The organism is Nocardiopsis sp. NPDC055879 (assembly GCF_053615935.1).
This window is the reverse complement of the sequence record NZ_JBSHCT010000025.1, coordinates 14,185-38,271: the sequence shown is the minus strand read 5'-3', so window position 1 is coordinate 38,271 and position 24,087 is coordinate 14,185. Positions and strand designations below refer to the sequence as shown.

19 protein-coding genes are annotated in these 24,087 nt (G+C 69.4%); 1 reads left to right on the top strand and 18 read right to left on the bottom strand.

Going from position 1 to position 24,087, the window contains the following annotated elements; genetic code table 11:
* Positions 1 to 27: 27 nt before the first annotated feature.
* From ACWGKS_RS24830 to uvrC, 7 genes are all read right to left on the bottom strand, one after another.
* On the bottom strand, positions 28 to 1,215 hold the full coding sequence (locus tag ACWGKS_RS24830) for a phosphoglycerate kinase (protein WP_358510564.1): 1,188 nt from the start codon (positions 1,213 to 1,215) through the stop codon (positions 28 to 30).
* A 122-nt stretch (positions 1,216 to 1,337) separates the two neighbouring features.
* Complete coding sequence (gap, locus tag ACWGKS_RS24825) at positions 1,338 to 2,342, bottom strand: type I glyceraldehyde-3-phosphate dehydrogenase (RefSeq protein WP_358510561.1); 1,005 nt, start codon at positions 2,340 to 2,342, stop codon at positions 1,338 to 1,340.
* 338 nt (positions 2,343 to 2,680) lie between these two features.
* The gene (whiA, locus tag ACWGKS_RS24820; protein ID WP_067605321.1) at positions 2,681 to 3,661 is read right to left on the bottom strand and encodes a DNA-binding protein WhiA; all 981 of its coding nucleotides are present in this window, start codon (positions 3,659 to 3,661) and stop codon (positions 2,681 to 2,683) included.
* 199 nt (positions 3,662 to 3,860) lie between these two features.
* Positions 3,861 to 4,280 carry a DUF488 domain-containing protein gene (locus ACWGKS_RS24815; protein ID WP_358510558.1) on the bottom strand — a complete coding sequence of 140 codons (420 nt, stop codon included), beginning with the start codon at positions 4,278 to 4,280 and terminating at the stop codon, positions 3,861 to 3,863.
* A 43-nt stretch (positions 4,281 to 4,323) separates the two neighbouring features.
* A complete protein-coding gene (locus tag ACWGKS_RS24810; RefSeq protein ID WP_358510555.1) occupies positions 4,324 to 5,337 on the bottom strand; it encodes a gluconeogenesis factor YvcK family protein in 1,014 nt (337 codons plus the stop codon).
* 177 nt (positions 5,338 to 5,514) lie between these two features.
* Positions 5,515 to 6,399 (bottom strand): RNase adapter RapZ, encoded by an 885-nt coding sequence (rapZ, locus tag ACWGKS_RS24805; protein ID WP_358510552.1) that lies wholly within the window; start codon positions 6,397 to 6,399, stop codon positions 5,515 to 5,517.
* A complete protein-coding gene (uvrC, locus tag ACWGKS_RS24800; RefSeq protein WP_358510549.1) occupies positions 6,396 to 8,429 on the bottom strand; it encodes an excinuclease ABC subunit UvrC in 2,034 nt (677 codons plus the stop codon). Before uvrC ends, rapZ begins: the two co-directional genes overlap by 4 nt.
* A gap of 178 nt (positions 8,430 to 8,607) precedes the next feature.
* On the opposite strand from uvrC, the gene ACWGKS_RS24795 reads away from it, so the two are divergent.
* The gene (locus tag ACWGKS_RS24795) at positions 8,608 to 9,765 is read left to right on the top strand and encodes a mechanosensitive ion channel family protein (protein WP_358510545.1); all 1,158 of its coding nucleotides are present in this window, start codon (positions 8,608 to 8,610) and stop codon (positions 9,763 to 9,765) included.
* Positions 9,766 to 9,846: 81 nt separating this feature from the next.
* On the opposite strand, the gene ACWGKS_RS24790 is transcribed toward ACWGKS_RS24795, so the two are convergent.
* The 11 genes from ACWGKS_RS24790 to ACWGKS_RS24740 form a co-directional block, all read right to left on the bottom strand.
* Positions 9,847 to 10,233: a Rieske (2Fe-2S) protein gene (locus ACWGKS_RS24790; RefSeq protein WP_358510542.1), complete on the bottom strand. Its 387-nt coding sequence runs from the start codon at positions 10,231 to 10,233 to the stop codon at positions 9,847 to 9,849.
* 123 nt (positions 10,234 to 10,356) lie between these two features.
* A complete protein-coding gene (uvrA, locus tag ACWGKS_RS24785; protein ID WP_358510539.1) occupies positions 10,357 to 13,191 on the bottom strand; it encodes an excinuclease ABC subunit UvrA in 2,835 nt (944 codons plus the stop codon).
* A gap of 227 nt (positions 13,192 to 13,418) precedes the next feature.
* On the bottom strand, positions 13,419 to 14,438 hold the full coding sequence (locus tag ACWGKS_RS24780) for a TerC family protein (RefSeq protein ID WP_358510536.1): 1,020 nt from the start codon (positions 14,436 to 14,438) through the stop codon (positions 13,419 to 13,421).
* A 310-nt stretch (positions 14,439 to 14,748) separates the two neighbouring features.
* Complete coding sequence (locus ACWGKS_RS24775) at positions 14,749 to 15,831, bottom strand: glycosyltransferase family 4 protein (protein WP_358510534.1); 1,083 nt, start codon at positions 15,829 to 15,831, stop codon at positions 14,749 to 14,751.
* Entirely contained in the window at positions 15,828 to 17,429 is a 1,602-nt protein-coding gene (gene murJ, locus ACWGKS_RS24770; protein ID WP_358510531.1) for a murein biosynthesis integral membrane protein MurJ, read from the bottom strand. Before murJ ends, ACWGKS_RS24775 begins: the two co-directional genes overlap by 4 nt.
* Positions 17,426 to 18,229 (bottom strand): hypothetical protein, encoded by an 804-nt coding sequence (locus ACWGKS_RS24765; protein ID WP_358510528.1) that lies wholly within the window; start codon positions 18,227 to 18,229, stop codon positions 17,426 to 17,428. The genes murJ and ACWGKS_RS24765 overlap by 4 nt, the downstream gene beginning before the upstream one ends.
* On the bottom strand, positions 18,226 to 19,203 hold the full coding sequence (locus ACWGKS_RS24760) for a copper transporter (RefSeq protein WP_358510525.1): 978 nt from the start codon (positions 19,201 to 19,203) through the stop codon (positions 18,226 to 18,228). The genes ACWGKS_RS24765 and ACWGKS_RS24760 overlap by 4 nt, the downstream gene beginning before the upstream one ends.
* Positions 19,200 to 20,372: a putative cytokinetic ring protein SteA gene (steA, locus tag ACWGKS_RS24755; protein WP_452524225.1), complete on the bottom strand. Its 1,173-nt coding sequence runs from the start codon at positions 20,370 to 20,372 to the stop codon at positions 19,200 to 19,202. The genes ACWGKS_RS24760 and steA overlap by 4 nt, the downstream gene beginning before the upstream one ends.
* Positions 20,373 to 20,501: 129 nt before the next feature.
* Positions 20,502 to 22,214 carry a DNA repair protein RecN gene (gene recN / locus ACWGKS_RS24750; RefSeq protein ID WP_358510522.1) on the bottom strand — a complete coding sequence of 571 codons (1,713 nt, stop codon included), beginning with the start codon at positions 22,212 to 22,214 and terminating at the stop codon, positions 20,502 to 20,504.
* 24 nt (positions 22,215 to 22,238) lie between these two features.
* Positions 22,239 to 23,165, bottom strand: a complete 927-nt coding sequence (locus tag ACWGKS_RS24745; protein WP_358510519.1) for an NAD kinase — start codon at positions 23,163 to 23,165, stop codon at positions 22,239 to 22,241.
* 111 nt (positions 23,166 to 23,276) lie between these two features.
* Positions 23,277 to 24,077 carry a TlyA family RNA methyltransferase gene (locus tag ACWGKS_RS24740; protein ID WP_358510516.1) on the bottom strand — a complete coding sequence of 267 codons (801 nt, stop codon included), beginning with the start codon at positions 24,075 to 24,077 and terminating at the stop codon, positions 23,277 to 23,279.
* Positions 24,078 to 24,087 lie beyond the last annotated feature (10 nt).

Below are 24,087 nucleotides of genomic sequence, written 5' to 3'. Positions count from 1 at the left end.
TACGAGGTCTTGTGGATGGTGCCGAGGCTATTCGGCGAGGGCGTCGATGCCGGGCAGGTCCTTGCCCTCCAGGTACTCAAGACTGGCACCGCCCCCGGTGGAGATGTGACCGAAGGCCGCCTCGTCGAAGCCCAGGGCGCGCACGGCCGCGGCCGAGTCACCACCACCGACGACGGTGAAGGCGTCGGAGTCGATGAGCGCCTTGGCCAGGGCACGGGTGCCGCCGGCGTAGGGCTCCATCTCGAACACGCCCATGGGGCCGTTCCAGAAGACCGTCTTGGTGTCGGCCAGCTTCTCCGCGAACAGGAGCCTGCTCTTGGGGCCGATGTCCAGACCCATCCGGTCGGCCGGGATGGCGTCGACGTCGACGTCGTCGTGCGGGGCGTCGGCGGCGAACTTCTCGGCGGCCACCACGTCCACCGGCAGGACGATCTCCACGCCCTCGCGCTCGGCGCGCTCAAGGTAGCCGCGGACCGTGTCGAGCTGGTCGGCCTCCAGGAGACTGGAGCCCACCTCGTAGCCCTTGGCCTTGAGGAAGGTGAACACCATGCCGCCGCCGATGAGCAGACGGTCGGCGGTGCCCAGGAGGTTGTCGATGACACCGAGCTTGTCGGAGACCTTGGAGCCGCCGAGGACGACGGCGTAGGGGCGCTGCGGGTCACCGGTGAGCTTCTTGAGCACCTCGACCTCGGTCAGCACCAGACCGCCCACGGCGTGCGGGAGCTTGCCGGGCAGGTCGTAGACGCTGGCGTGCTTGCGGTGCACGGCACCGAAGGCGTCGCCCACGTACAGGTCGGCCAGCCTGGCGAAGCGGTCGGCGAGCTCGCCGCGCTCGGCGTCGTCCTTGCTGGTCTCACCGGGCTCGAAGCGCACGTTCTCCAGCAGCGCGACCTGACCGTCGGTCAGGGCCTCGGCGGTGGCGAGGGCGGACTCACCGGCGGTGTCGGTGGCGAAGGCGACCTCGGTGCCGAGCAGCTCGCCCAGGCGGGCGGCGACGGGGCGCAGCGAGAACTTCGGGTCCGGGGCGCCCTTGGGTCGACCCAGGTGGGCGGCGACGATGACGCGGGCACCGCGCTCGCGCAGCTTGGTGATGGTGGGCAGGGCGGCCCTGATGCGCCCGTCGTCGGCGATGCGCTCGCCGTCCAGGGGCACGTTCAGGTCGGCCCGGACGAACACGCGCTTTCCGGAGACGTCGAGGTCGTCGATCGTCCGCATGTTGGTCTCCTCGTTGGAGTTTGTGAAGTCTGGGGGCACGCACGCGACGGCACCCCTACCGCGCCGGGCGGTAGGGGTGCCGTGTCAGGCGTGCGCGGCCATGAGCCGTGAGATACCCGTGGTTACAGGTTGGAGCCGACCAGCTTGGTCAGGTCGACCAGGCGGTTGGAGTAACCGAACTCGTTGTCGTACCAGCCCAGGATCTTGACCTGGTTGCCCATGACCATGGTCATGCCGGCGTCCAGGGTGCAGGAGGGCGCGGTGCCGACGATGTCGGAGGAGACGATCGGGTCCTCCGTGTAGACGAGCACGTCCTTGAGCGGGCCCTCGGCGGCGGCCTTGAACGCGGCGTTGACCTCGTCCTTGGTGACCTCACGGTCCACGGTGACGACCAGGTCGGTGGCCGAGCCGTCCGGCACGGGCACGCGCATGGCCATGCCGTCCAGCTTGCCCGCCAACTCCGGGATGGCCAGGGCGGTGGCCTTGGCGGCACCGGTGCTGGTGGGGATGATGTTCTGCGCGGCGGCGCGGGCGCGACGCAGGTCCTTGTGCGGCAGGTCCAGGATGACCTGGTCGTTGGTGTACGCGTGCACCGTGGTCATGAAGCCCTGCTGGAAACCGAAGTTGTCCAGCAGCACCTTCGCCATGGGCGCCACACAGTTGGTGGTGCAGGAGGCGTTGGAGATGATGTGGTGGTTGGCGGCGTCGTACTTGTCGTCGTTGACGCCCATGACGACGGTGATGTCCTCGCCCTTGGCCGGGGCGGAGATGATGACCTTCTTGGCACCGGCGTCGATGTGCTTCTGCGCGTCCTCGGCCTTGGTGAAGATGCCGGTGGACTCCACGACCACGTCCACGTTCAGGTCGGCCCAGGGCAGCTGGGCGGGGTCGCGCTGGGCGAGGACCTTGACGGTCTTGTCGCCGACGCGAATGAAGTCCTCGCCGGCCTCGACGTCGACCTGCAGGGTGCCGAGGACGGTGTCGTACTTGAGCAGGTGCGCGAGCGTCTTGGTGTCGGTGAGGTCGTTGACCGCGACGATTTCGATGTCGCTGCCAGCGGCGGCGACCGCACGCCAGAAATTGCGGCCGATACGACCGAAGCCGTTGATGCCTACACGGATGGTCACGGAACCATTCTCCTCATTCATCGCACAGCAGTTTCACCCGGGCGTTCACGTCCGGGGGATCCAAGGCCTGCACGACCCGGATCGACCATGTTGAACAGCGTGAACGCATAACAGGTGTTCACAAAGAGCCTAGCGGAGCGCCGGCGGAGAACCGCTCGGACCCCACGCTCGACGACCCTTCCACCCTCGCGGATTCACTACCCATCCTGGCACCACGAACCAAAGAGGTCTATACCATTTTCGGAAGTTATCCGGGAGTTTCCGCAGTTAACAAAGGTGAACATCTCCGGCGCTCCGAAACCGGGGGCGTACGAACCCAACCGAGGGGTCCTACGTCCTCAGGGCACCATCATGTCCGGGGTGAGGTTCGCCTCTGTCCCCTCGATGCCCAGGTCGCCCGCCCGCTTGTCCGCCATGGCCAGCAGCCGCCGGATACGCCCGGCGATGGCGTCCTTGGTCAGTGGCGGCACCGAGAGCTGTCCCAGTTCCTCCAGCGAGGCCTGCTTGTGCGCCAACCGCAACTGACCGGCGGCCACCAGGTGCTTGGGGGCGTCCTCCCCCAGGATCTCCAGGGCCCGCTCCACACGAGCACCCGCCGCGACCGCCGCGCGGGCGCTGCGCCGCAGGTTGGCGTCGTCGAAGTTGGCCAGACGGTTGGCGGTGGCGCGCACCTCACGGCGCATCCGCCGCTCCTCCCAGGCCAGCACACTCTGGTGGGCGCCCAGCAGGGTCAGCAACGCCCCGATGGAGTCGCCATCGCGGACCACCACCCGGTCCACCCCGCGCACCTCGCGGGCCTTGGCGTGCACCTTGAGTCGACGGGCCGCGCCCACCAGGGCCAGCGCCGCCTCCGGTCCGGGGCAGGTGACCTCCAGCGACATCGACCGGCCCGGTTCGGTGAGGGAGCCGTGCGCGATGAAGGCTCCACGCCAGGCCGACTCCGAGTCACAGGCGCCACCGGCGACCACGTGCCGCGGCAACCCCCGCACCGGACGACCGTTGTTGTCCACCAAGCCGGTCTGCCGGGCCAGGGACTCGCCGTCCTTGATCACCCGCACCACGTACCGGTTGCCCTTGCGCAACCCGCTCGGGGACAGCACGACCACCTCGGACTCGTGCCCGAAGACCTCCGAGATGTCCTTGCGCAACCGGCGCGCGGCCGCCCCCGTGTCCAACTCCGCCTCGATCACGATCCGGCCGCCCACGAGATGCAGGCCTCCGGTGAAGCGCAGGATGGTGGACACTTCCGCCTTACGGCAGCATGGCTTGAGAATCGCCAGACGGCTCAACTCGTCCTTCACCACGCCGGTCATCGCCATCGCCGCGATCCTCCCCTTGAGCTGTCAGGAAACCGGTGTTCACACCCCACACCGGCCACCGCCGCCCGGTGTGGGAACCGGGCGACCTACTCGTCGCAGACTACGTGACCCGGGCCCTCGTACCGACCCCTGTACGGCGTGTCGTCGATCCGCCGCCCCAGGTCACAGGCGGCGTGTCGGCCTTCGTGGCGATGTGGGGTCAATTGCCCCTCGAACCCTTGGATCCCTTCGAGCCCCTGAGGGTCTCCAGATGGTCGCGCAGCACGATCGCGTGGTTGTGCTCGGTGTCCTTGGCCGCGTACAGCAGGGTCACCCGTCCCCGCTCGGCCGCCTTCAGTAGGGGTTCGAGCGCCCCGGAGTTCTCCTCCAGTTCGGTGCGGTACCGCTCGGCGAACTCCTCGAAGCGATCCGGGTCGTGCCCGAACCAGGTGCGCAGGTCCGAACCGGGCGCCACGTCCTTGAGCCAGGTGACGTCCGCCATGGCGTCCTTGCTCACCCCGCGCGGCCACACGCGATCCACGAGGAAACGCTCACCGGGCGGCGGCTCCTCCTCGGAATGCTTTCGAGCGCGGACCTCGTCATAGACACGTTCCAGGTGGATACGGTGCTCGTCGGTCATGCGATCGCCCTTCCCCGATGAGGGTCGACACGAACCCGGACCGTCAAGGTTCGTCCTCCTCGGGGGAGGTCAGTACGCGTTCGAACGCCGCGGCGAGCTTGTCGGAGTCGTGCCGAGGCGTTCCATCGCCGCGGCTCAGGTCGGCCAACTCCAGCCGGCCGCCCAGCTCACCGACCACCGACATGAGCGGGAACGGGTCCTCGACCATCCCGATGTCGGCGAGCACCACGTCCACCCCGAGTTTGGGCGCGTGTTCGCGCAGCACCTCCAGGTAGGTCTCCGGGCGGAAGCCGTCGGTCTCGCCCTTCTGCGGCGACAGGTTCAACGCCACCATCCGCTTGGCCCGCGTGGTGACCAGGGCGTTCGCCAGTTCGGGGACCAGCAGGTGCGGCAGGACGCTGGTGAACCAGGACCCGGGGCCGAACACCACCCAGTCGGCCTCCCTGACCGCCTTGACCGCCTGTGTGCTGGCAGGGGGTTCCTCGGGCAGCAGCGACACCGAACGCACCCGCCCGTTGGTGCTCGCACAGGCCACCTGGCCGCGCACCGTGGTGAGTTCGTCGGGTCGATCGGGGTCCAGCCCCGCCACCTCGGCGGAGATCTCCAACGGCACCGATGACATCGGCAGGACCCGGCCGTGGGCACCGAGCAGTTGCCCCACCCAGTCCAGGCCCGCCACGGAGTCGCCCAGCAGCTCCCACAACGCCACGATCAGCAGGTTGCCGACGGCGTGACCGTGCAGGTCGCCCTCGGATCGGAAGCGGTGCTGCAGGACCTGGGTCCACGTGTGGCCCCACTCGTCGTCCCCGCACAGGGCCGCCAGCGCCATCCGCAGGTCCCCCGGCGGAAGCACCCCCAACTCCTCGCGTAGACGACCGCTGGAGCCGCCGTCGTCGGCCACGGTCACGATCGCGGTGACGTCGGTGGTCACCCTGCGCAACGCCGACAGCGAGGCGTACAGGCCGTGTCCGCCTCCCAGCGCCACCACCCGGGGTGGACGCGAAACGTCCTCCCCGTCCGGTTCATCTGGTTCGTCCGGCTCGGTGCTCTTCGGCATGCCTTCGGCCTGTCCCCTCGTCCCCTGGTCCAACGGACACCCCGGCCCACCGTGCCCGAGTCCCTGCACGGGGCCGAGGAACCGACCGTGATCGGGCCAATGTAAGTGAAGACGCCCCTCTTGGCGATTCGGTTCACCGGACGGTGTCGGCGCGGTTTCGGGCCGGGATCCTCCTGGTCACTCGCGGCCGACGTCGCGGTGAACGACGTTGACGTCCACCCCTTGTCCGCGCAGTCTCTCGGCGAACTGCTCCGCCATGGCCACGCTGCGATGCTTACCCCCGGTACAGCCCACGGCCAGGGTCATGTAGTGCTTGCCCTCGCGCTGGTAGCCGGCGATGGTCAGCTTGAGGACCTCGACATAGGCCTCCAACATCTCCTTGGCGCCGTCCTGGGAGAGGACGTAGTCGCGCACCGGCTCGTCACGCCCGTTCATGGGCCTGAGCTCGGGCACCCAGTGGGGGTTGGGCAGGAAACGACAGTCCAACACCAGGTCGGCGTCGACCGGCAGACCGTGCTTGAACCCGAAGGAGACCACGTTGGCGCGGGTGCGCGCCTCGTCGCTCTCCCCGAAGAACCCGATCACCCTCGCCTTGAGCTGGTGCACGTTGAGCTGGGAGGTGTCGATGACCAGGTCGGCCTCGCCCCGGATCGCGAGCAGGGTCTCGCGCTCACGGACGATCCCGTCGGTCAGACGTCCCTCGGCCTGCAGGGGGTGGGGCCGGCGCACCCCCTCGAATCGACGGACCAGGGCCTCGTCGGAGGCCTCCAGGAACAGCACGCGCGCGGTCATGTCGCGCTTGCGCAACTCCTCGACCGTGGACAGCAGGTCCTCGGTGAAGGCCAGCGAACGCACGTCCACCACCACCGCCACCCGCGGTACCGCACCGTGGGTGCGGCCCGCCAGCTCGATCATCGTCGGCAACAGCCCCGGCGGCAGGTTGTCCACCACGAACCAGTCCAGGTCCTCCAGCGCCCTGGCCGCCGTACTGCGTCCCGCACCGGACATGCCGGTGACGACGACCACCTCGGGTGGAAGTACCCCACCCAGTTCGACCGTCATTTGTCTCCTCCCCCGTCGGTACTCTGCTCTGCCGTCGCCCCCGGGCCCTTCCCACCCTGTCCGGCGGGGCCACCGGACAGGTGCGCGTGTACCGCCTCTGCCAGCTTGGCACCGATTCCGGGAACGGCCGCGATCTCCTCGGCATCGGCCTCGGCCAATCTTTTCACCGAGCCGAACTCCTTGATGAGCGCGCTCCGCCGGGCCGGGCCCAGCCCGGGCAGCTCGTCCAGGCTGCTGCCGGTGAGCGCCTTGGCACGCTTTTGCCGGTGGTAGCGGATGGCGAACCGGTGGGCCTCGTCGCGCACCCGTTGGAGCAGGTAGAGCCCCTCCCCGTTGCGCGGAAGGATCACCGGATCCTCGTCGTCGGGAAGCCACACCTCCTCCAGCCGCTTGGCCAGACCGCACACGGCCACGTCCTCGATGCCCAGTTCGTCCAGGGCCCGCCGGGCCGCCTCGGCCTGGGGCCGGGCACCGTCCACCACCACCAGGTTGGGCGGATAGGCGAACTTGCCGGGCACCGGCTCGCCCTCGGCCTGGTCCGGCGGGGCGCCATGGTCGCCGGTCTCACCCATGCGGGCGAGTTCACCGGCCTTGGAGCTCTCCTCCAGGTAACGGCGGAACCGACGCTTGACCACCTCGTACATGGCCGCCACGTCGTGCAGTTCCCTCCCGCCCTCGCCGCTGCCGCGCACCGAGAAGCGCCGGTACTCGGACTTGCGCGCCAGCCCGTCCTCGAACACCACCATGGAGGCGACCACGTGTTCACCCTGCAGGTTGGAGATGTCGAAGCACTCGATGCGCAGCGGGGCCTCGGTCAGGTCCAGGGCCTCCTGGATCTCGTTGAGGGCCCGAGAACGCGTGCTCAGGTCGCCGGCACGGTGCGTCTTGTGCCGGGCCAGTGCCTCCTTGGCGTTCTTGTCGACCGTCTCCATGAGGGACTTCTTGTCGCCCCGTCGCGGCACCCGAAGGTCCACCGTGGAACCGCGGTGTCCGGACAGCCATCGGGCGACGGCGTCTTGGTCGACGGGTTCGTGGGAGACCAGGACCTCGCGCGGCACCGAGGTACCCGTGCCCTCGGTCTCCTCCCCACCGTCCAGGCCGCCGTAGATCTGACGCAGGAAGGTCTGCATGAGATCGCCGGAGTCGGCGTCGGTGACCCGGTCGACCACGTACCCGCGTCGACCACGGATCCGGCCGCCGCGCACGTGGAAGATCTGGACCGCGGCCTCCAACGGGTCCTCGGCCATGGAGATGACATCGCAGTCGGTGGAGTCGGGCAGGACCACGGCCTGCTTCTCCAGGGCGGCGCGCAGGGCCTCGATGTCGTCGCGGATCCGCGCGGCCCGCTCGTACTCCTGTTCCTTGGCCGCCTCCTTCATCCGGCCCTCCAGGTCGCGGATGAAGCGTCCGGTGTCCCCGGCCATGAACGAACAGAAGTCCTCGGCCAGGTCACGGTGTTCCTCGGGTGTGGCCTTTCCCACGCATGGGGCGACGCACTTGCCGATGTACCCGAGCAGGCAGGGCCGGCCGCTGTTGCGCGCCCCCCGGAACACCCCGGCGGAGCAGGTGCGCACCGGAAAGACCCGCAGCATCAGGTCGACGGTCTCGCGGATGGCCCAGGCGTGCGAGTACGGGCCGAAGTACCGCACCCCCTTGCGTTTGGCTCCGCGCATCACCTGTACTCGTGGGAACTCCTCGTTGAGGGTCACCGCCAGGTAGGGGTAGCTCTTGTCGTCGCGGTACTTGACGTTGAAGCGCGGGTTGTACTGCTTGATCCAGGAGTACTCCAGCTGAAGCGCCTCGACCTCGGTACCGACGATGGTCCAGTCCACGTCGGCGGCGGTGGAGACCATCTGCTGGGTGCGCGGGTGCAGCCCCGCGAAGTCACGGAAGTAGGAGGACAGGCGTGACCGCAGGTTCTTGGCCTTGCCCACGTAGATGACGTGGCCGGCGGTGTCCTTGAATCGGTAGACGCCCGGTTCGGTCGGGATCGATCCTGGTGCCGGTCGCAGGTGAGGAGTCGCAGCCATGCCCCCATTCTGGTGGGTCGCGAGGACAGACGGCCACCTGCCCGACGTCCGAGGGCCCACCTACCTCCGCGAATCACAATGATCGTTCACTCAAACGTCACGATTGAGTATCCACATGCCCTAAGTTGGGCGAGTAACTCAGCAACTTCCCGACATTGACGACAAGGAGGTCCACGCCGTGACCGTTGCGCACTGGATCGCGATCGGCATCGCCGTCGCGGTCTCCATGGCCCTCGTCTTCGTGCTGCACTGGGTGCTCAACCACAAGTTGGGCAAGATCTGGCCGATGGCCCGCTACGTGGTCTCGCGTTCGGCCGTGACCGCCTACACCGCGGCCGCGGTGGTCGGCGCGAACCTGGCCCTGCCCAGCGTGGGCGACGTGGGTTGGAGCACCTACTCCACCATCGAACACGCGATGCGGATCCTGATGATCGGCTCGCTGACCGCGTTGGGCCTCAGCCTGGCCTACGCCGCCACCGACATGGTGTTGCAGCGCCTGTCCGTCAGCAACGGCGACGCCGACCGCCGCGCCCGCAGGCTCCAGACCCAGGTCCGCCTGCTGCGCCGCGTCGTCACGTCCATCATCGTGGTCCTGGCGATCGCCGCCATCCTCTTCACCTTCGACTCCGTGCGCGCTCTGGGGGCCGGACTCCTGGCCTCGGCCGGTGTCATCGGTATCGTCGCCGGTGTCGCCGCGCAGTCGACCCTGGGCAACCTGTTCGCCGGACTCCAGCTGGCCTTCAGCGACGCCCTGCGCATCGGCGACGTCGTCGTGGTCGAGGGCGAATGGGGCCGGGTCGAGGAACTGAGCCTGGTCAACGTCACCATCAAGATCTGGGACGAGCGCCGACTGGTGGTCCCGGTCCTCAACTTCACCACGACCAGCTTCGAGAACTGGACCAAGTCCGGCACCAACATCACCGCCAAGGTCGAGTTCCCCCTGGACTGGGAGGTGCCCATCGCCGAACTCCGCGAGGAGGCCGGCAAGCTCATCACCTCCAGCAAGAACTGGGACGGCCGCAGCTGGTCCTGCCAGGTCGTGAACATCAGCGAGTCCGGTGAGGTCGTGGTCCGCGTGGTCGCCACCGCCGCCGACACCGGCGGTCAGTGGAACGTCGCCTGCGAGATCCGCGAGCACCTCGTCACCTGGTTGGCCACGCACTACCCGCAGTCGCTGCCGCGCAAGCGCACCGAGTTCGTCTCCAGCGGCGAAGAGGAAGAGTCCGACTACGCCGCGCGGTTCCCCACCTCGGCCTTCCGCCGTGCCACCGCCGCCTCAGGCGCCGTGCACCAGAGCAACGGCGACGCACGCTCGGGGGACCCGGAAGAGGCCTGAGCCCCCGCGTCCTCTCGAACATGAGGGAGCCCCGCCCGGTCACATCCGGTCGGGGCTCCCTCATGTCGGATCCGAGATCCGCTAATCCAGGATGATGTCGGTGCCGTCGATGGTGACGGTGAACGGCTCCAGGGGGTCCCGGGCGGGCCCGGCCACCGGTTCGCCTGAGGTGTAGTCGAACTCGCTGCCGTGGCACAGGCACCGGATCAGCTCCTCGTCCACCTCCTGGACCGTGCAACCACCGTGGGTGCAGGCGGCGTCGAAGGCCTTGAACTCACCCTTCTCCGGCTGGGTCACCACCAGTTTGCTGTGGCTGAACACCGTTCCGCCGCCCTCGGGAACCTCGGTGGTCTGGCCGATCACCTGGCCGCGGCGCACCTCCTGCGGTTCGGGAGGTTCCCCGCAGGCGCTCACGGCACCGACGGCCGTGGCCGCGCCCGCCGCACCGAGCAGACGTCGCCTGCTCATCCCGCACCCGCATGTCCTCATTCCGGCCACGACCGAACGCTCCTCACCTGCGCCTGAAAGTCCACTACGAACTGTAGTAGCTCAGGTGGGGTGCCCCGTCCCGGCCCCCGCTCGGCGACGGCCTCAGAGCATCTTGGCGAGGAAGCGTCCGGTGTAGGACTCCGCGACCGCGCCGACCTCCTCCGGGGTGCCCTGCGCGACCACCAGGCCACCGCCGGAGCCGCCCTCGGGGCCCATGTCGATGACGTGGTCGGCGGTCTTGATCACGTCGAGGTTGTGCTCGATGACGATCACGGTGTTGCCGCTCTCGGTGAGCCTGTCGAGCACGCCCAGCAGCTTGCGGATGTCCTCGAAGTGCAGACCCGTGGTGGGCTCGTCCAGCACGTACACGGTCTTGCCGGTGGATCGGCGCTGCAGCTCGGAGGCGAGCTTGACCCGCTGGGCCTCACCGCCGGAGAGCGTGGTGGCGGGCTGCCCCAACCGCACGTACCCCAGGCCGACGTCCACGAGCGTCTGCAGGTGGCGCCGGATCGCGTTGATCGGCTCGAAGAACTCCAGGGCCTCGGCGATCGGCATCTCCAACACCTCGGAGATGTTCTTGCCCTTGTACTTCACCTGCAGGGTCTCCCGGTTGTACCGGGCGCCGTGGCACACCTCGCAGGGCACGTACACGTCGGGCAGGAACTGCATCTCGATCTTGAGCGTGCCGTCACCGGAGCAGGACTCGCAGCGTCCGCCCTTGACGTTGAAGGAGAACCGGCCCGGCTGGTAGCCGCGTGTCTTGGCGTCGGTGGTCTGCGCGAACAGCTTGCGCACGTGGTCGAAGACCCCGGAATAGGTGGCCGGGTTGGAGCGCGGGGTACGACCGATGGGGCTCTGGTCGACGTGCACCACCTTGTCGACCTTGCCCATCCCGTTGACCCGCAGGTGCCGCCCGGGCACGTCGCGGGCGCCGTTGAGCTCCTTGGCCAACGCCTTGTACAGGATCTCGTTGACCAGCGTGGACTTGCCCGAACCGGACACCCCGGTGACGGCGGTGAACACGCCCAGCGGAAAGGTGACGTCGATGCCCTCCAGGTTGTTCTCCCGGGCCCCGCGCACCACCAACTCGTGCCCCTTGGTCAGGGGACGACGCTTCTCGGGCAACTCGATGACGCGCCGTCCCGACAGGTAGTCGCCGGTCAGCGAGTCGGTGGCGGTGTAGAGCTCGTCGACGATGCCGGAGACCACCACGTGCCCGCCGTGCTCGCCGGCGCCGGGGCCGATGTCGACGATCCAGTCGGCGGCTCGGATGGTGTCCTCGTCGTGCTCGACCACGATGAGGGTGTTGCCGATGTCGCGCAGCCGCTGCAGGGTCTCCAACAGGCGGGCGTTGTCGCGCTGGTGCAGCCCGATGGAGGGCTCGTCCAGGACGTAGAGGACACCCACCAGGCCGGAGCCGATCTGGGTCGCCAGACGGATGCGCTGGGCCTCACCACCCGACAGCGAACCCGAGGAGCGGGCCAGGCTGAGGTAGTCCAGCCCCACGTCCAGCAGGAAGCCCAGGCGGGCGTTGATCTCCTTGAGCACCTGCGCGGCGATGACCATGTCGCGGTCCGAAAGCCTCAGGTCGGCCAGGAAGGCGGCGCTCTCGCTCAGCGACATCGAGGCGACGTCGGCGATGGACCTGCCGCCGATCGTCACCGCGCGCACCACCGGCTTGAGCCGGGTGCCCTCGCAGGTGGGGCAGGGCACGCTGCGCATGTAGCCTTCGAGGCGCTCACGGGTGTGGTCGCTCTCCACCTCGGAGTGACGACGCTTCACCCAGGGCACCACGCCCTCGAACTCGGTGTAGTAGGAGCGGCTGCGCCCGTACCGGTTGCGGTAGCTCACGTGGACCTGGGTGTCGTGCCCCTCCAGGATGGCCTTGCGGGCCTGCCGGGGCAGTCGCTCCCAGGCGGTGTCGGTGTCGAAGCCGATGGCCTCGCCCAGGGCCTTGAGGATGCGTTCCCAGTAACCGCCGTTCGGGCCGCCCGACCAGGGGGCGATGGCGCCGTCGGCGAGCGTCTTCTCCGGGTCGGGCACGAGCAGGTCGCCGTCGACCTCCATGCGGGTGCCCAGACCGGAGCAGTCGGGGCAGGCGCCGTAGGGGGCGTTGAAGGAGAAGGAACGCGGTTCGAGCTGCTCGAAGGACAGGTCGTCGTAGGGGCAGTACAGGTGCTCGGAGAAGACCTTCTCCCGCTCGGGGTCGTCGTTCTCCAGGTCGACGAAGTCCAGGACGATGGTGCCCCCGGCCAGCTTCAGCGCCGTTTCGACCGAGTCGGTGAGTCGACCCAGGGATCCGGGCTTGACGCTGAGACGGTCCACGACCACGGAGATCTCGTGCTTGTCGTAGCGTCCCAGCTTGGGCGTCTCGTCCAGGCGTACCGCCCGGCCGTCGACCATGGCGCGGGTGAAGCCCTTGGACTGCAGGTCCTTGAAGAGTTCGACGTACTCGCCCTTACGGCCGCGCACGACCGGGGCGAGCACCTGGAAACGGGTGCCCTCGGTCATCTCCATGACCCGATCGACGATCTGCTGAGGGCTCTGCCGGGCGATCTCGCGGTGGCACTCTGGGCAGTGCGGCACGCCCACGCGCGCCCACAACAGGCGCAGGTAGTCGTAGACCTCGGTGATGGTCCCCACCGTGGAACGCGGGTTGCGGCTGGTGGACTTCTGGTCGATGGAGACCGCGGGCGAGAGGCCCTCGATGAAATCGACGTCGGGTTTGTCCATCTGTCCGAGGAACTGACGGGCGTACGCCGACAGTGACTCGACATAGCGGCGCTGGCCCTCGGCGAAGATCGTGTCGAAGGCGAGTGAGGACTTGCCCGAGCCGGAGAGGCCCGTGAACACGATCATGGAGTCGCGGGGCAGATCCAGGGAGACGTCCTTGAGGTTGTGCTCCCGTGCTCCACGGACCACCAGTTGTTCGACCATCGAGTGAGACATCCTTCGCGGTACGGCGGTCGCAGGCCCGTCCGGGCCATGGCGGGGATGTGGGGAGGGGGTCACCTCCCCCGTCCGCCAAGACTAACGATCGCCCGTGACGGTTTCTTCCACCAAGCAGAAGTGGTGGTGGCCATGACGCGTCGGCGTCAGACCACCACCACTATAGACGAACAACCGTTCGAATATCTGGGGTTCTTTGAAGTTCTCCAGGGCCCTCAGGACCGGTCGGCGGAGCTGTCCGTCTCCACCTCGGCCCGCTTGTCCTTGCCCTCGTCCGAGCGCGACTTGATCAGGCTGCCGATGATGGTGATGGTCATGATGCCCAGGATGACGGTCAGCGAGGTGCCGATACCGACCTCGATGACGTGCACGCCGTTCTCGTGCAGCGCGTGCAGGATCATCTTCACGCCGATGAAGACCATGATCGCCGACAGGCCCCAGCTGATGTAGGCCAGGCGGTCCATGAGACCGGCCAGGAGGAAGTACAGCTGACGCAGACCCATCAGGGCGAAGGCGTTGGCGGTGAAGACGATGTAGGCGTCCTGGGTCAGACCGAAGATCGCCGGGATGGAGTCGACGGCGAAGACCAGGTCGATGACACCGATCGCGACGATCACCAGCAGCATCGGGGTCACGTGACGACGGCCGTCGAGCTTCACGGTCATCTTGGCGTCGTGGTAGTCGTTCGTCACCGGCCAGAAACGCTTGACCAGGCGGACCACCGGGGTCTGCGTGAAGTCCTTGTCGTCCTCGTCACCCTTGAGGTGGTCCCGGATGATCTTGTAACCGGTGTAGATGAGGAAGACGCCGAAGAGGTAGAAGACCTCGCTCCAGGCGTTGATGACCTGGGCGCCCAGGACGATGAAGATGCCGCGCATCACGATCGCGATGACGATGCCGACCAGCAACACCTCGTGCTGGTACTTCTTGGGCACCGCGAAGCCCGTCAACAACAGATAGAAGACGAACAGGTTGTCGATGCTCAGGCTTTTCTCGGTGACGAAGCCGGCGAAGTACTCGGCACCCGCGGTGCCACCGCCGAAGTACATGACACCGAAACCGAAGACCACGGCGAGGCCGATGTAGAAGACCGCCCACCAGCCGGCCTGCTTCATCCCGAATTCCATCGGGCCCTTGGTCTTACTCCAGGGGCGATCGACGATGATCAGATCCACGGCAAGGATCAGGATCATGGCCGCGATGGTGGCAGCCCAGACCCACAGGGGAACGTTCACTGACGGATTCTCCTCCGGTCGGTGCGCGCGAGCGTTGTGCGCGCACGAAAACTAACCGGAGGTCTCTCCCGCCCGCACCTCAAAGGTGTGGACCGACGGAACCGGGAACACAACGTTGTGGTCCGTGATGACGGCGCCGCCGCGACAGGGATACTCCCCTCACGTGGTGAAGCAGGCGCAAGAAGCGCACCAACAAAGGGTACGCCATCCGAGCCGGTCCTCAGGATGCCATGAACCACACCCGGGGGGAAGTCGCCCCGACGGTGGTAACGACCATTCCGGAGAGCCATATCCCCCTTGCCGAACGCCCTCACCATCGGGCCACCGTCTTGTAGATCGAACACACCGACTCCAACACGTCCTCCTCCGTGGGCAACGACCGCGCCGCCTCGCGTGAACGCGCGCGCAGGTCGTCGGCGAGCCCGGGATCGTCGAGCACCCGCCCGACCGCGGCGGCGAACGCCCTAGGGTCCCCGGGCGGCACCATCAGCACCGTGCCCGCGTACAGATCGGGAATGCCGCCCACCCGGGTGGCCACCACCGGCAGACCGGCCCGCAAAGCCTCCATGATCACCAGGGAAGGACCCTCCCAGCGGCTGGTGAGACAGAACACGTCGGCGGCGGCCAACAGGTCCGCCACGTCGTCACGACGACCCAACATGCGCACGTCCGCGTCCATCTCCGCGGCCACGTCGTGCAACTCTCCCCACAACGGTCCGTCCCCGGCGATCACCACCACCGGTTCGGGCGTCCGGCCGGCGAGCGTCGACGCCGCGTCCAGCAGCATGTCGATCCCCTTCTGCTCGGCCAGACGCGCCACCGTGAGCAGCAATGGTCTCTCCGGTGAAACCGCCAGGTCGCGGCGGGTCTCCTCACGGCCCTTGAGCTCCCGCCCCGTCCCCGGCGCCGCCACCACCGCCATGCGCGCGCCCTCGGCCCCCGCCGCCCGCAACCGCTCCACCAGGTCACCGGAGACCCCCAGCACGGCGTCGGCGCGCAACGCCACGATCCGCTCCAGCACCGGATAGACCGCGGCCGGCGGCCCTTCCGTCCGGGGCGGCCCGTTGTGCGCTGTCACCACCAGCGGACGCGCCCCGGCCAGGGCGCACAGGGCACCGGCGCGCAGACCGTGCGCGTGCACCACGTCCGCACCACCGAGCACGGCCCGCAACCGCAGTACCGCCCCGGGGTCGGACCATGAGGGCCCCGTGCCGATCCGCACCGGCGAGAACCGCATCCCGGCCTCGGTGAAACCGAACTCCCGCTCGACCTCGGGCGGGCCGACCACCGCCACCCGGTATCCGCGTCTGAGCAACCCCGCCCCCAACGAGCGCACATGGCGGCCCACACCTCCGGTACTGGTCCCGACCACCAGCGCGATCCTGCCGTTCACCGTGTCCCCCTCCTGCGTTCGAGTACCTTCCGGGCCCGACCGCTCACCACGCGCACCGCCGACCGGTCCAACAGGGCCACGACCGCGCCGAACACCACCAGCGCCGCCCCGCCCGACACCAGCGCCGTCCCCACGGCCGCCCAGACCCCGGTCGGCGCCGACACCGCGGCCACCGCCCTACCCGCGACCGCGCCGACCACCCCGGCCGGCACCGCCGCCGCCAACGAACGTGACAGTCCGGCCAGACTGTCACGTCCGTGCACACTCATCACCGCGGCGCACAGCAGCACCGCGGCCAGCCCCGTACCGACGGTGGTGGCGGAGCCCAACCCCGTGATCGCCCACCCGGCCGGCAACGCCCACACCAGGGCACAAGAGCACACCATGACCACCAGCCACCCCGTGACCTGCGCGATGGCGGCCCGCCTGCCGTCGTGGGAGGCGTACAGGGCCCGGCTCAGCAGCGCCACCAGCGCGAAACCCACCACCCCGGGCGCGTAGGCGAGCAGCCCTCGTTCCAAGGGCAGGGGATCGACCCGGGCCAGGACCGTCGCGAGCGGACCGGCCGCCGCGGCCAGCGCGGTGCCCGCCGCGGCGGTGATCACCACCACGGCCCTGACCCCACCCGCCAGCAAGCGGGCGAACCGGGACCGGTCGTGTTCGGCGTGCGCCACCGCCAGTTCGGTGAAGGCACTGGTGGCCACGGGCACCGCGATCACCCCGTAGGGCAGGGTGAACAGCGCCCACGCGTAGCTGTGGTGCACCGCCGCACCCGCTCCCCCACCCCGGTTGGCCAACACCACCGCCAACAGGAGCGACGCCTGCATCACCACCAACGGCAGCAGGGAGGCGGTGGCCAGGGACCGCACCCGCTCCCCCACCCCGGGCGGGAAGGTCAGGCGTGCCCTGAGACGGATCCCCAGGCCCCGGGCGGACACCAGCGCCGTGACGAACAGGGCCACCACCCCCGCCGTGGTCCCCAACGAGAGCGTGAGTTCGGCGCCGAGGGGCAGGGTTTGCGGTTCCTGACGGTGTCCGGACCCCAAGGGAACGAAGGCCAGGTAGGCGGCGACCACCACCAGACTGGAGACCAACGGGGCCAGGGCCGGACCGAGGAAGCGCCGATGGGCCTGCGCCACCCCGAAGAGCACGGCGGCCAGCCCGTAGAAGACGACCTGCGGGGCGAACACCACGAGCATGCGCGCGGCCAGGGAGATCAACGCGGCGCCATCACACCCCAGGCCCGTCCCCAACATCAGCGTCATCGCCGGCACCGAGGCCAGGGCCAACAGGGCGGCCAGCGGCAGGGAGAGCAGCAGGACCCAGGTGACCAGCGCGGAAACGGTGTGCCGCACCTGTTCATGTTCGTCCCGCCGGACCGCCACCGCCAGGACGGGGACCACCATGGCGGTCAGGGCCCCACCGATGACGATCTCGAACAGAACCGCCGGCAGCTGGTTCGCCGTGACGTAGGCGGTGCCCAGACAGGTGTCACCGACCGTCTGGGAGAAGACGACGGTACGACCGAAACCCGCCGACCTCGCCCCCACGGTGACCACGGCGATGAGCGCGGCCGCCGTGGCCACACCACGGGTCATGTCGGCGACCGACCCCAGTGGTCCAGGCGGCGCAACAGCGGCACACGGTCGATCACCCGGGAGAAGCCGGTGACCTCACCGGCCAGGGTCAGGGCGCTCACGCCACCGAGCAGGGCCAGCCGGACCGGTCGCGGGGCCCGCACCACGGCGGCCACCCCCAGCGCGGCGCCCAAGGCGTTGGCGCCCGTGTCGCCGAGCATGGAACGTTCGGCCAGTTCGTCGGGGAGCAGGGCGATGGAGGCCCCCACCAACGGGCCGACCAGCGGTGCGGCCGGGGTGGTCAGCGCCGGGGCGGCGGCCAGCAGGGCGAACTTCACCGCGCGCCCGGGGCGCAGGTCGAACAGGTTGACCAGGTTGGCGCCGGCCGCGATCAAGGCCCCGTCGACCAGGGTGTCGGCCGGGCCCCGCCGCAGCAGCGACGCGGCGGCCACACCGGTGGCGCCGATGCCCGCCATCTTGACCGCTCCGGTGGTGACGCGGCCTCGGGCCAGCGCACCCAGGTGGCCGCGCAGGCCCTTGGTCTCGGCCGAGCCGGACAGGTCGTCGTACGCGCCGAAGGCGGCGGCACCGGCGGCGGCCAGCGTCGAGGCGGCCCGCACCCTCGGGTCGGTTCCGGGGGTCAGGGCCATGGCCGCGCACATCCCCGACGCCAACGCGGTCCCCGCTTGCAGGGTGACGGTACGACCGCGGAAGTTCACCCGCTCCCAAAGATGGTCGCGGCGCCGTGTCAGCCACCGGTAGGCGCAGTGGGCGGACAGGCCTCCCAGGGCGGCGCCGGTCAGTCCGCGCACGGCGTTCACTCCGTGGTCCTGGCCGCCGCATCGGCCTCGATCTCCGAGGGCGCGTCCCCACTCCTGGCTTCGGGCAGGGGTTCGGGAAGGAACCCGGAGGCTCCCTCACCCACGCCGTAGGCACCACGGCCACCGTCCAGGGCCTCGGCCAGGGCCAGGGCGACGACCACGTCACCGGCGGGGCGGCCCGCCACGTCCACGGTGCTGTAGGAGGCGTCCTCGGCCAGGGCTCGGGCGATGACCCCGCCCTCGTGCGCGGCCTCGGTACCTCCGGCCAGGACCGTCGCCCCCACTTGGCGGTTCATCGCCCCGGTGAGCGCGAGCAACGCCGTGGTCGCGGACTCGGCCTCCTCCTCGGCCGGCCCGGTGGGGGCCACCACGATCAGGGCCCGTGCGGCGGTCGCGGGCGAACCCTGCACGGTGATCAGGCCGCCCTCCTCGAAGGCGGCCAGGGTCGCGGCGGCGTGTCCGCCCTCGTCATCGTCCTGTCGAACCACCAGGGCCCGCCCCAGTTCCGCGCCCGCCTTGTCGTGGGCCCCACCGGTCAGCTCCGTGGGAGCGTCGGAGACCTGTAGGGCGAGTTCGTCGACGAAGGTGGCCCCGTCCTCGGCCAGGAGCGCGTCCCGTATCAGCACACGCCCGGTGACCTCGGCGCCGGCCTCCTCGGCCCGCTCCCCCAACCCGTGCACCACGTCCTCGTCGGCCCCGGGCGCGGTGACCACTACCAGCTCCACACCCTTGAGCCGGTCGGTGAGCACCTCACCGGCGGTGGCCCGCGCCAACTGGTCCGCGCCGGCGTTGAGCAGTTCGGCCTCGTCGCGTTCGACGCGCAGGTCCTCGCTCTGGCCGCGCAGGTCCGCGGTCTCGGACTGCATCGACTCCAGCAGAGGATCCTGGAGCATGGTGGTGCCCAGCACGAGTCCGACCGTCAGGGCCAGGAACACCGCGACGATGGACACCAGGTGGTAACGGAAGTCGATCACGTGAACAGCCCCATCGACGAATAGGCGAACGCGTCCCAACGCGCCGCCAGGAAGGTGAGGTAGACCTGGCCGGCCGGTGAGCAGTACGCGGCGACCACGATGGTGAGCAGGCAGGCGGCCACCATCGCCAGCAGCGCCCACGGGGAGATGCGCGAGCGGTACAGCCGGCTCACGCCCTTGGCGTCGACGAGCTTGCCGCCCACCCGCAATCGGGTCAGGAAGGTACTGGCCATGCCCGCTCGTCCCTTGTCCAGGAACTCCTCCAGGGTGGCGTGGGCGCCCACCGCCACGATGAGGGCGGCCCCGGCGCCGTCGGCGAGCATCATCGCCACGTCCTCGCTGGTGCCGGTGGCGGGGAAGACCACGGCCTTGTGGTCCAGGTCGCGCAGGCGTTGCAGTCCGGGCGCGCGCCCGTCACGGTAGGCGTGCACCACGAGTTCGGCGCCGCTGTCCAGGGCCCGGTCGGAGACGGAGTCGAAGTCCCCGACGATGATGTCGGGTCGGTACCCGGCCTCCATGACCGCGTCGGCGCCGCCGTCCACACCGACGATGACCGGACGGAACTCGCGGATGTAGGGGCGCAGCGCCGCGAGGTCCTCCCGGTAGTGGTACCCGCGCACCACGATGAGCACGTGGCGGCCCTCCATGGCGGTGCCGATCACGGGGATGCCGATACCGTCCAACAGCAGGTCGCGTTCGCGTTGGAGGTAGGCCATGGTGTTGGCGGCGAAGGCCTCCAGCTGGGTGGCCAGCCCGGCGCGGGCGAGTTCCATGGCGGCGTCGACCGAGGCCCGATCCTGGCGGGTCCCGCGCGCCACCACCTCTTCGCCCCGGTACAGGGTGTCGCCCTCCAGGCGCAGCCGTTCGCCCTCGCGCACGCGGGTGAACACCTCGGGGTCGACGTCGTCGATCAGGGGGATGCCCGCGCCCACGAGGAGTTCGGGCCCTTGGTTGGGGTAGCGACCACTGATGCCGGGGGCCACGTTGACCACGGCGGCCACACCGCAACCCACGAGCGCTTCCGCGCTGACCCGGTCCAGGTCGACGTGGTCGATCACGGCGATGTCACCGGGACGCAGGCGCCTGGTCAGGTTCTTGGTTCGACGGTCCGAACGAACGGGAGCGACCAGCCCGGCGGGGGCCTCCACGCGTGGGCGGCGGAATCGCAGTACCTTCATCGCTGGCATACTGTCAGACTTCGCTCACCCGGAGTCACGGCGGTCGACTGAACGGCGTTTTCAGGACAAAACACCGCCGGTGCCCGGATTCCGGGCACCGGCGAAGGTCGAGCCGATCGTTCAGGCCGCCGGGTAGGCCCGCTCGGGGTCGGCGTTACCCAGCAACTCCTCGGCGTGCGCCCGCCCCAACTCCGAGTCCTCCAGACCCGCGAGCATCCGCGAGAGCTCACGCACACGGCCGGCCCGATCCAGCAGCACCACACCGCTCTCGATGACCAGACCCTCCGTGGACTTCTCCACCACCAGATGGGCGTCGGCGAACGCCGCCACCTGAGGCAGGTGCGTGACCACGATCACCTGGGCACGCTGGGCCAAGCGGGCCAGACGCCGCCCGATCTCCACGGCCGCCTTACCACCCACGCCCGCGTCCACCTCGTCGAACACGAACGTGGGGACCGGGTCGGAGCCCGCGAAGACCACCTCGATGGCCAGCATCACCCGCGAGAGCTCACCACCGGAAGCGCCTTTGTTCAGCGGCAACGGAGGCGAACTCGGATGCGGGGCCAGCAGCAGTTCCACCTCATCGCGCCCGTGCGAACCGAACTCCTCACCGGTGGTGATGCGCACGCTCACCCGCGCGTGCGGCATCGCCAGCGCGATCAGCTCCTCGGTGACCGCCGTACCGAACCGCTCGGCCGCCACCTCACGGATCCCGGTGAGCTCACCGGCCGCCTCGTCCATACGGGCGGCCAGGTCCTCGGTCTCGGCGCGCAATGCATCGATGCGCTCGTCGTCGCCGTCCAGGTCCGCCAACCGCTTGGCCGCGTTCTCCGCCCAGGTCAACACCTCATCGGTGGTCGCGCCGTACTTGCGCGAAAGCTGGGTGAGCAGGGAACGACGCTCCTGCACCTCCGCCAGCCTGCCCGGGTCGGCGTCCACCGACTCCGAATAGGACGCCAGCTCGGTGGCGGCGTCGGTGATGATGTAGGACGCCTCGTCCAACCGGCCACCGATCGCGGCCAGGTCCGGGTCGTGCTCGCTGACCGAGGCCACCGCCTGACGCGCCGCCGACAACAACCCCACCACGTCGGCCTGCACCTCCGCGGCGGCAGGGTCCCCGGTGAGCGCCTCGTGCGCGGTGGTGGACGCCACCCGCAACCCGTCGGCGTGCGCCAACCGCGTCTCCTCGGCGAGCAACTCGGCGTCCTCACCCGGCAACGGCTCGGCGGCGGCGATCTCCTCCACCCCGAACCGGAGCAGGTCGGCCTCCTGGGCGCGCTCACGCGCCCGCTCCACCAACTCCTCCAGCTCGGCCGAGATCTCGCGGTGGCGCCGATAGGCCACCGAGTAACGCTTCATCGCCTTGGCCAACTCGTCACCGGCGAACCGGTCCAACGACGAACGCTGACGGTCCGAGCGCAGCAGACGCTGCTGGTCGGACTGACCGTGCACCGCCACCAGGTCATCGGCGAGGTAGGCCAACAGGCTCACCGGCGCGGAACGACCGCCCATGGTCGCGCGCGAACGCCCCTCCGCCGACACCGTCCGGTTCAGGATCAGTACGTCGTCGTCGATGTCGCCACCGGCCTCGAACACCCGGGTGGCCACCCGACCGCCCTCGGGCACCGTCAACCGACCCTCGACCACCGCCCGGTCGGCACCCGGCCGGACCCGCTGGGGATCGGCACGCCCACCGAAGAGCAGTCCCAGCCCCGTGACGACCATGGTCTTACCCGCGCCGGTCTCACCGGTGACCACGGTCAAACCCGGTGACAGCTCCAACACGGCGTCGTCGATGACACCGAGGCCTTGGATGCGGACTTCTTCGAGCACCGAACCCTCTCCTGCAATAGTCGTTCAACGTTCGCGACCGGCGCGTCCCCGCCACCCGGTGACCGGCAGACCGAACTTGGCCACCAACCGGTCGGTGAACGGCGCGCGGTGCAGCCGGGCCAGACGAACAGGCGTATCGGCACGGGTGATCTCGATTCGTGCCCCCGCGGGCAATTCGACCATACGCCGTCCATCACACCAGAGCACGCCCGGCGTGGTGTCCGGCAACACCTCCAGCGCCACGGTCGCGTCCGGGCCCACCACCAGGGGGCGGGCGAACAAAGCGTGCGCGCTGATCGGCACGACCAGCAACGCCTCCACGTCCGGCCACACCACGGGACCACCCGCGGAGAAGGCGTGCGCGGTGGAACCGGTGGGGGTCGCGCACACCACACCGTCACAACCCCAGCTGGACAGGGGGCGCCCGTCCACCTCCAGGACCATCTCCAACATCCGGCGGGTGTCGGCCTTCTCCAAGGTCGCCTCGTTGAGCGCCCAGGAACGCACCGGGGGCGCCCCGTCACCACGGCCTCCGTTGAAGACCGCCACGTCCAGGGTCATGCGCTCCTCGACGACGTACTCGCGTCGGACCACACTGCGCACCGTGGCGCCCAGGTCCTCGCGTTCGGCCTCGGCAAGGAACCCGACGTGCCCGAGGTTGACCCCGAGCAGCGGCGCCCCGGCGGGGCGGGCGATCTCGGCCGCCCGCAAAAGGGTGCCGTCACCGCCCAGGACCATGACCAGTTCCACCCCCTCGGCGGCGTGGGGGCCCTCCACCGGTTCCACCGGGGACAACTCACAACCCTCGGCCGCCAGGTTCTCCAGCTCGCTCTTGAGCATGCGAACGGTCAGCCCGGCCCCGCTGAGCCTTTCGTGGACCAACCGTGCGCTGCGCACAGCCGCGGGTCTACCGGTATGGGCCAGCAGCAGAACACTGCGTCCGCCGGTCATCGCCGTCCCCTTACATTCACTCCCCGGTCGGGAGCACTGGTACCGACCGGATGCCTCGCCCGGACCCGGCCGGGTCACGCTACCGGACACTTACGACCATGGGCCACGCCCTCAGGCCGGTCCCTCCTCGATCGCCCGTTCGAGTCGGGCGGGGTCCAACGGGTCGGCACCGGCCCGCATCCACAGGAAGTACTCGACGTTGCCCGAGGGGCCGGGGAGGGGGCTCGCGGCCACGTCGACCACCCCAAGACCCAAGGTGAGGGCGTGCGCGGCCACGTCGGACACGGCCTCGGCCCGCAGCGCCGGCTCACGCACCACACCGCCGGCGCCCACCCGGTCCTTGCCTACCTCGAACTGGGGTTTGACCATCATCACGAAATCAGCGGCCGGGTCGACGCACCCGCGCAGCGGACCCAACACCAGCTTCAGGGAGATGAACGACAGATCGCCCACCACCAGGTCGGGGCGAGGCTCGGAGATCTGCTCGGGGGTGAGTTCGCGGACGTTGACGCGCTCCATCACCTCGACCCGATCGTCGCTGCGCAACGACCAGGCCAGTTGCCCGTAACCGACGTCGACCGCGGTGACACGTTCGACGCCTCTTCGCAACAGCACGTCGGTGAACCCGCCGGTGGAGGCGCCGGCGTCCAGGGCGCGGCGCCCCTTCACCGAGAGCTCGAACGCGTCCAGCGCGCCGACGAGCTTGTGCGCCCCACGGGAGACGTAGGTCGGTTCCTCGGAGGGTGTGCGCACCACGATGGGCTGGTCGGTCCCGATCTGGGTGGCGGCCTTGGAGGCGGCCATCCCGGACACGAGAACGAATCCGCCCTCGATCATCTCGGCCGCGTGACCGCGGGAGCGTGCGTGACCGCGGCGGACCAGTTCCGCGTCGAGCCGACTACGTTTTGCCATGGTCACCTAG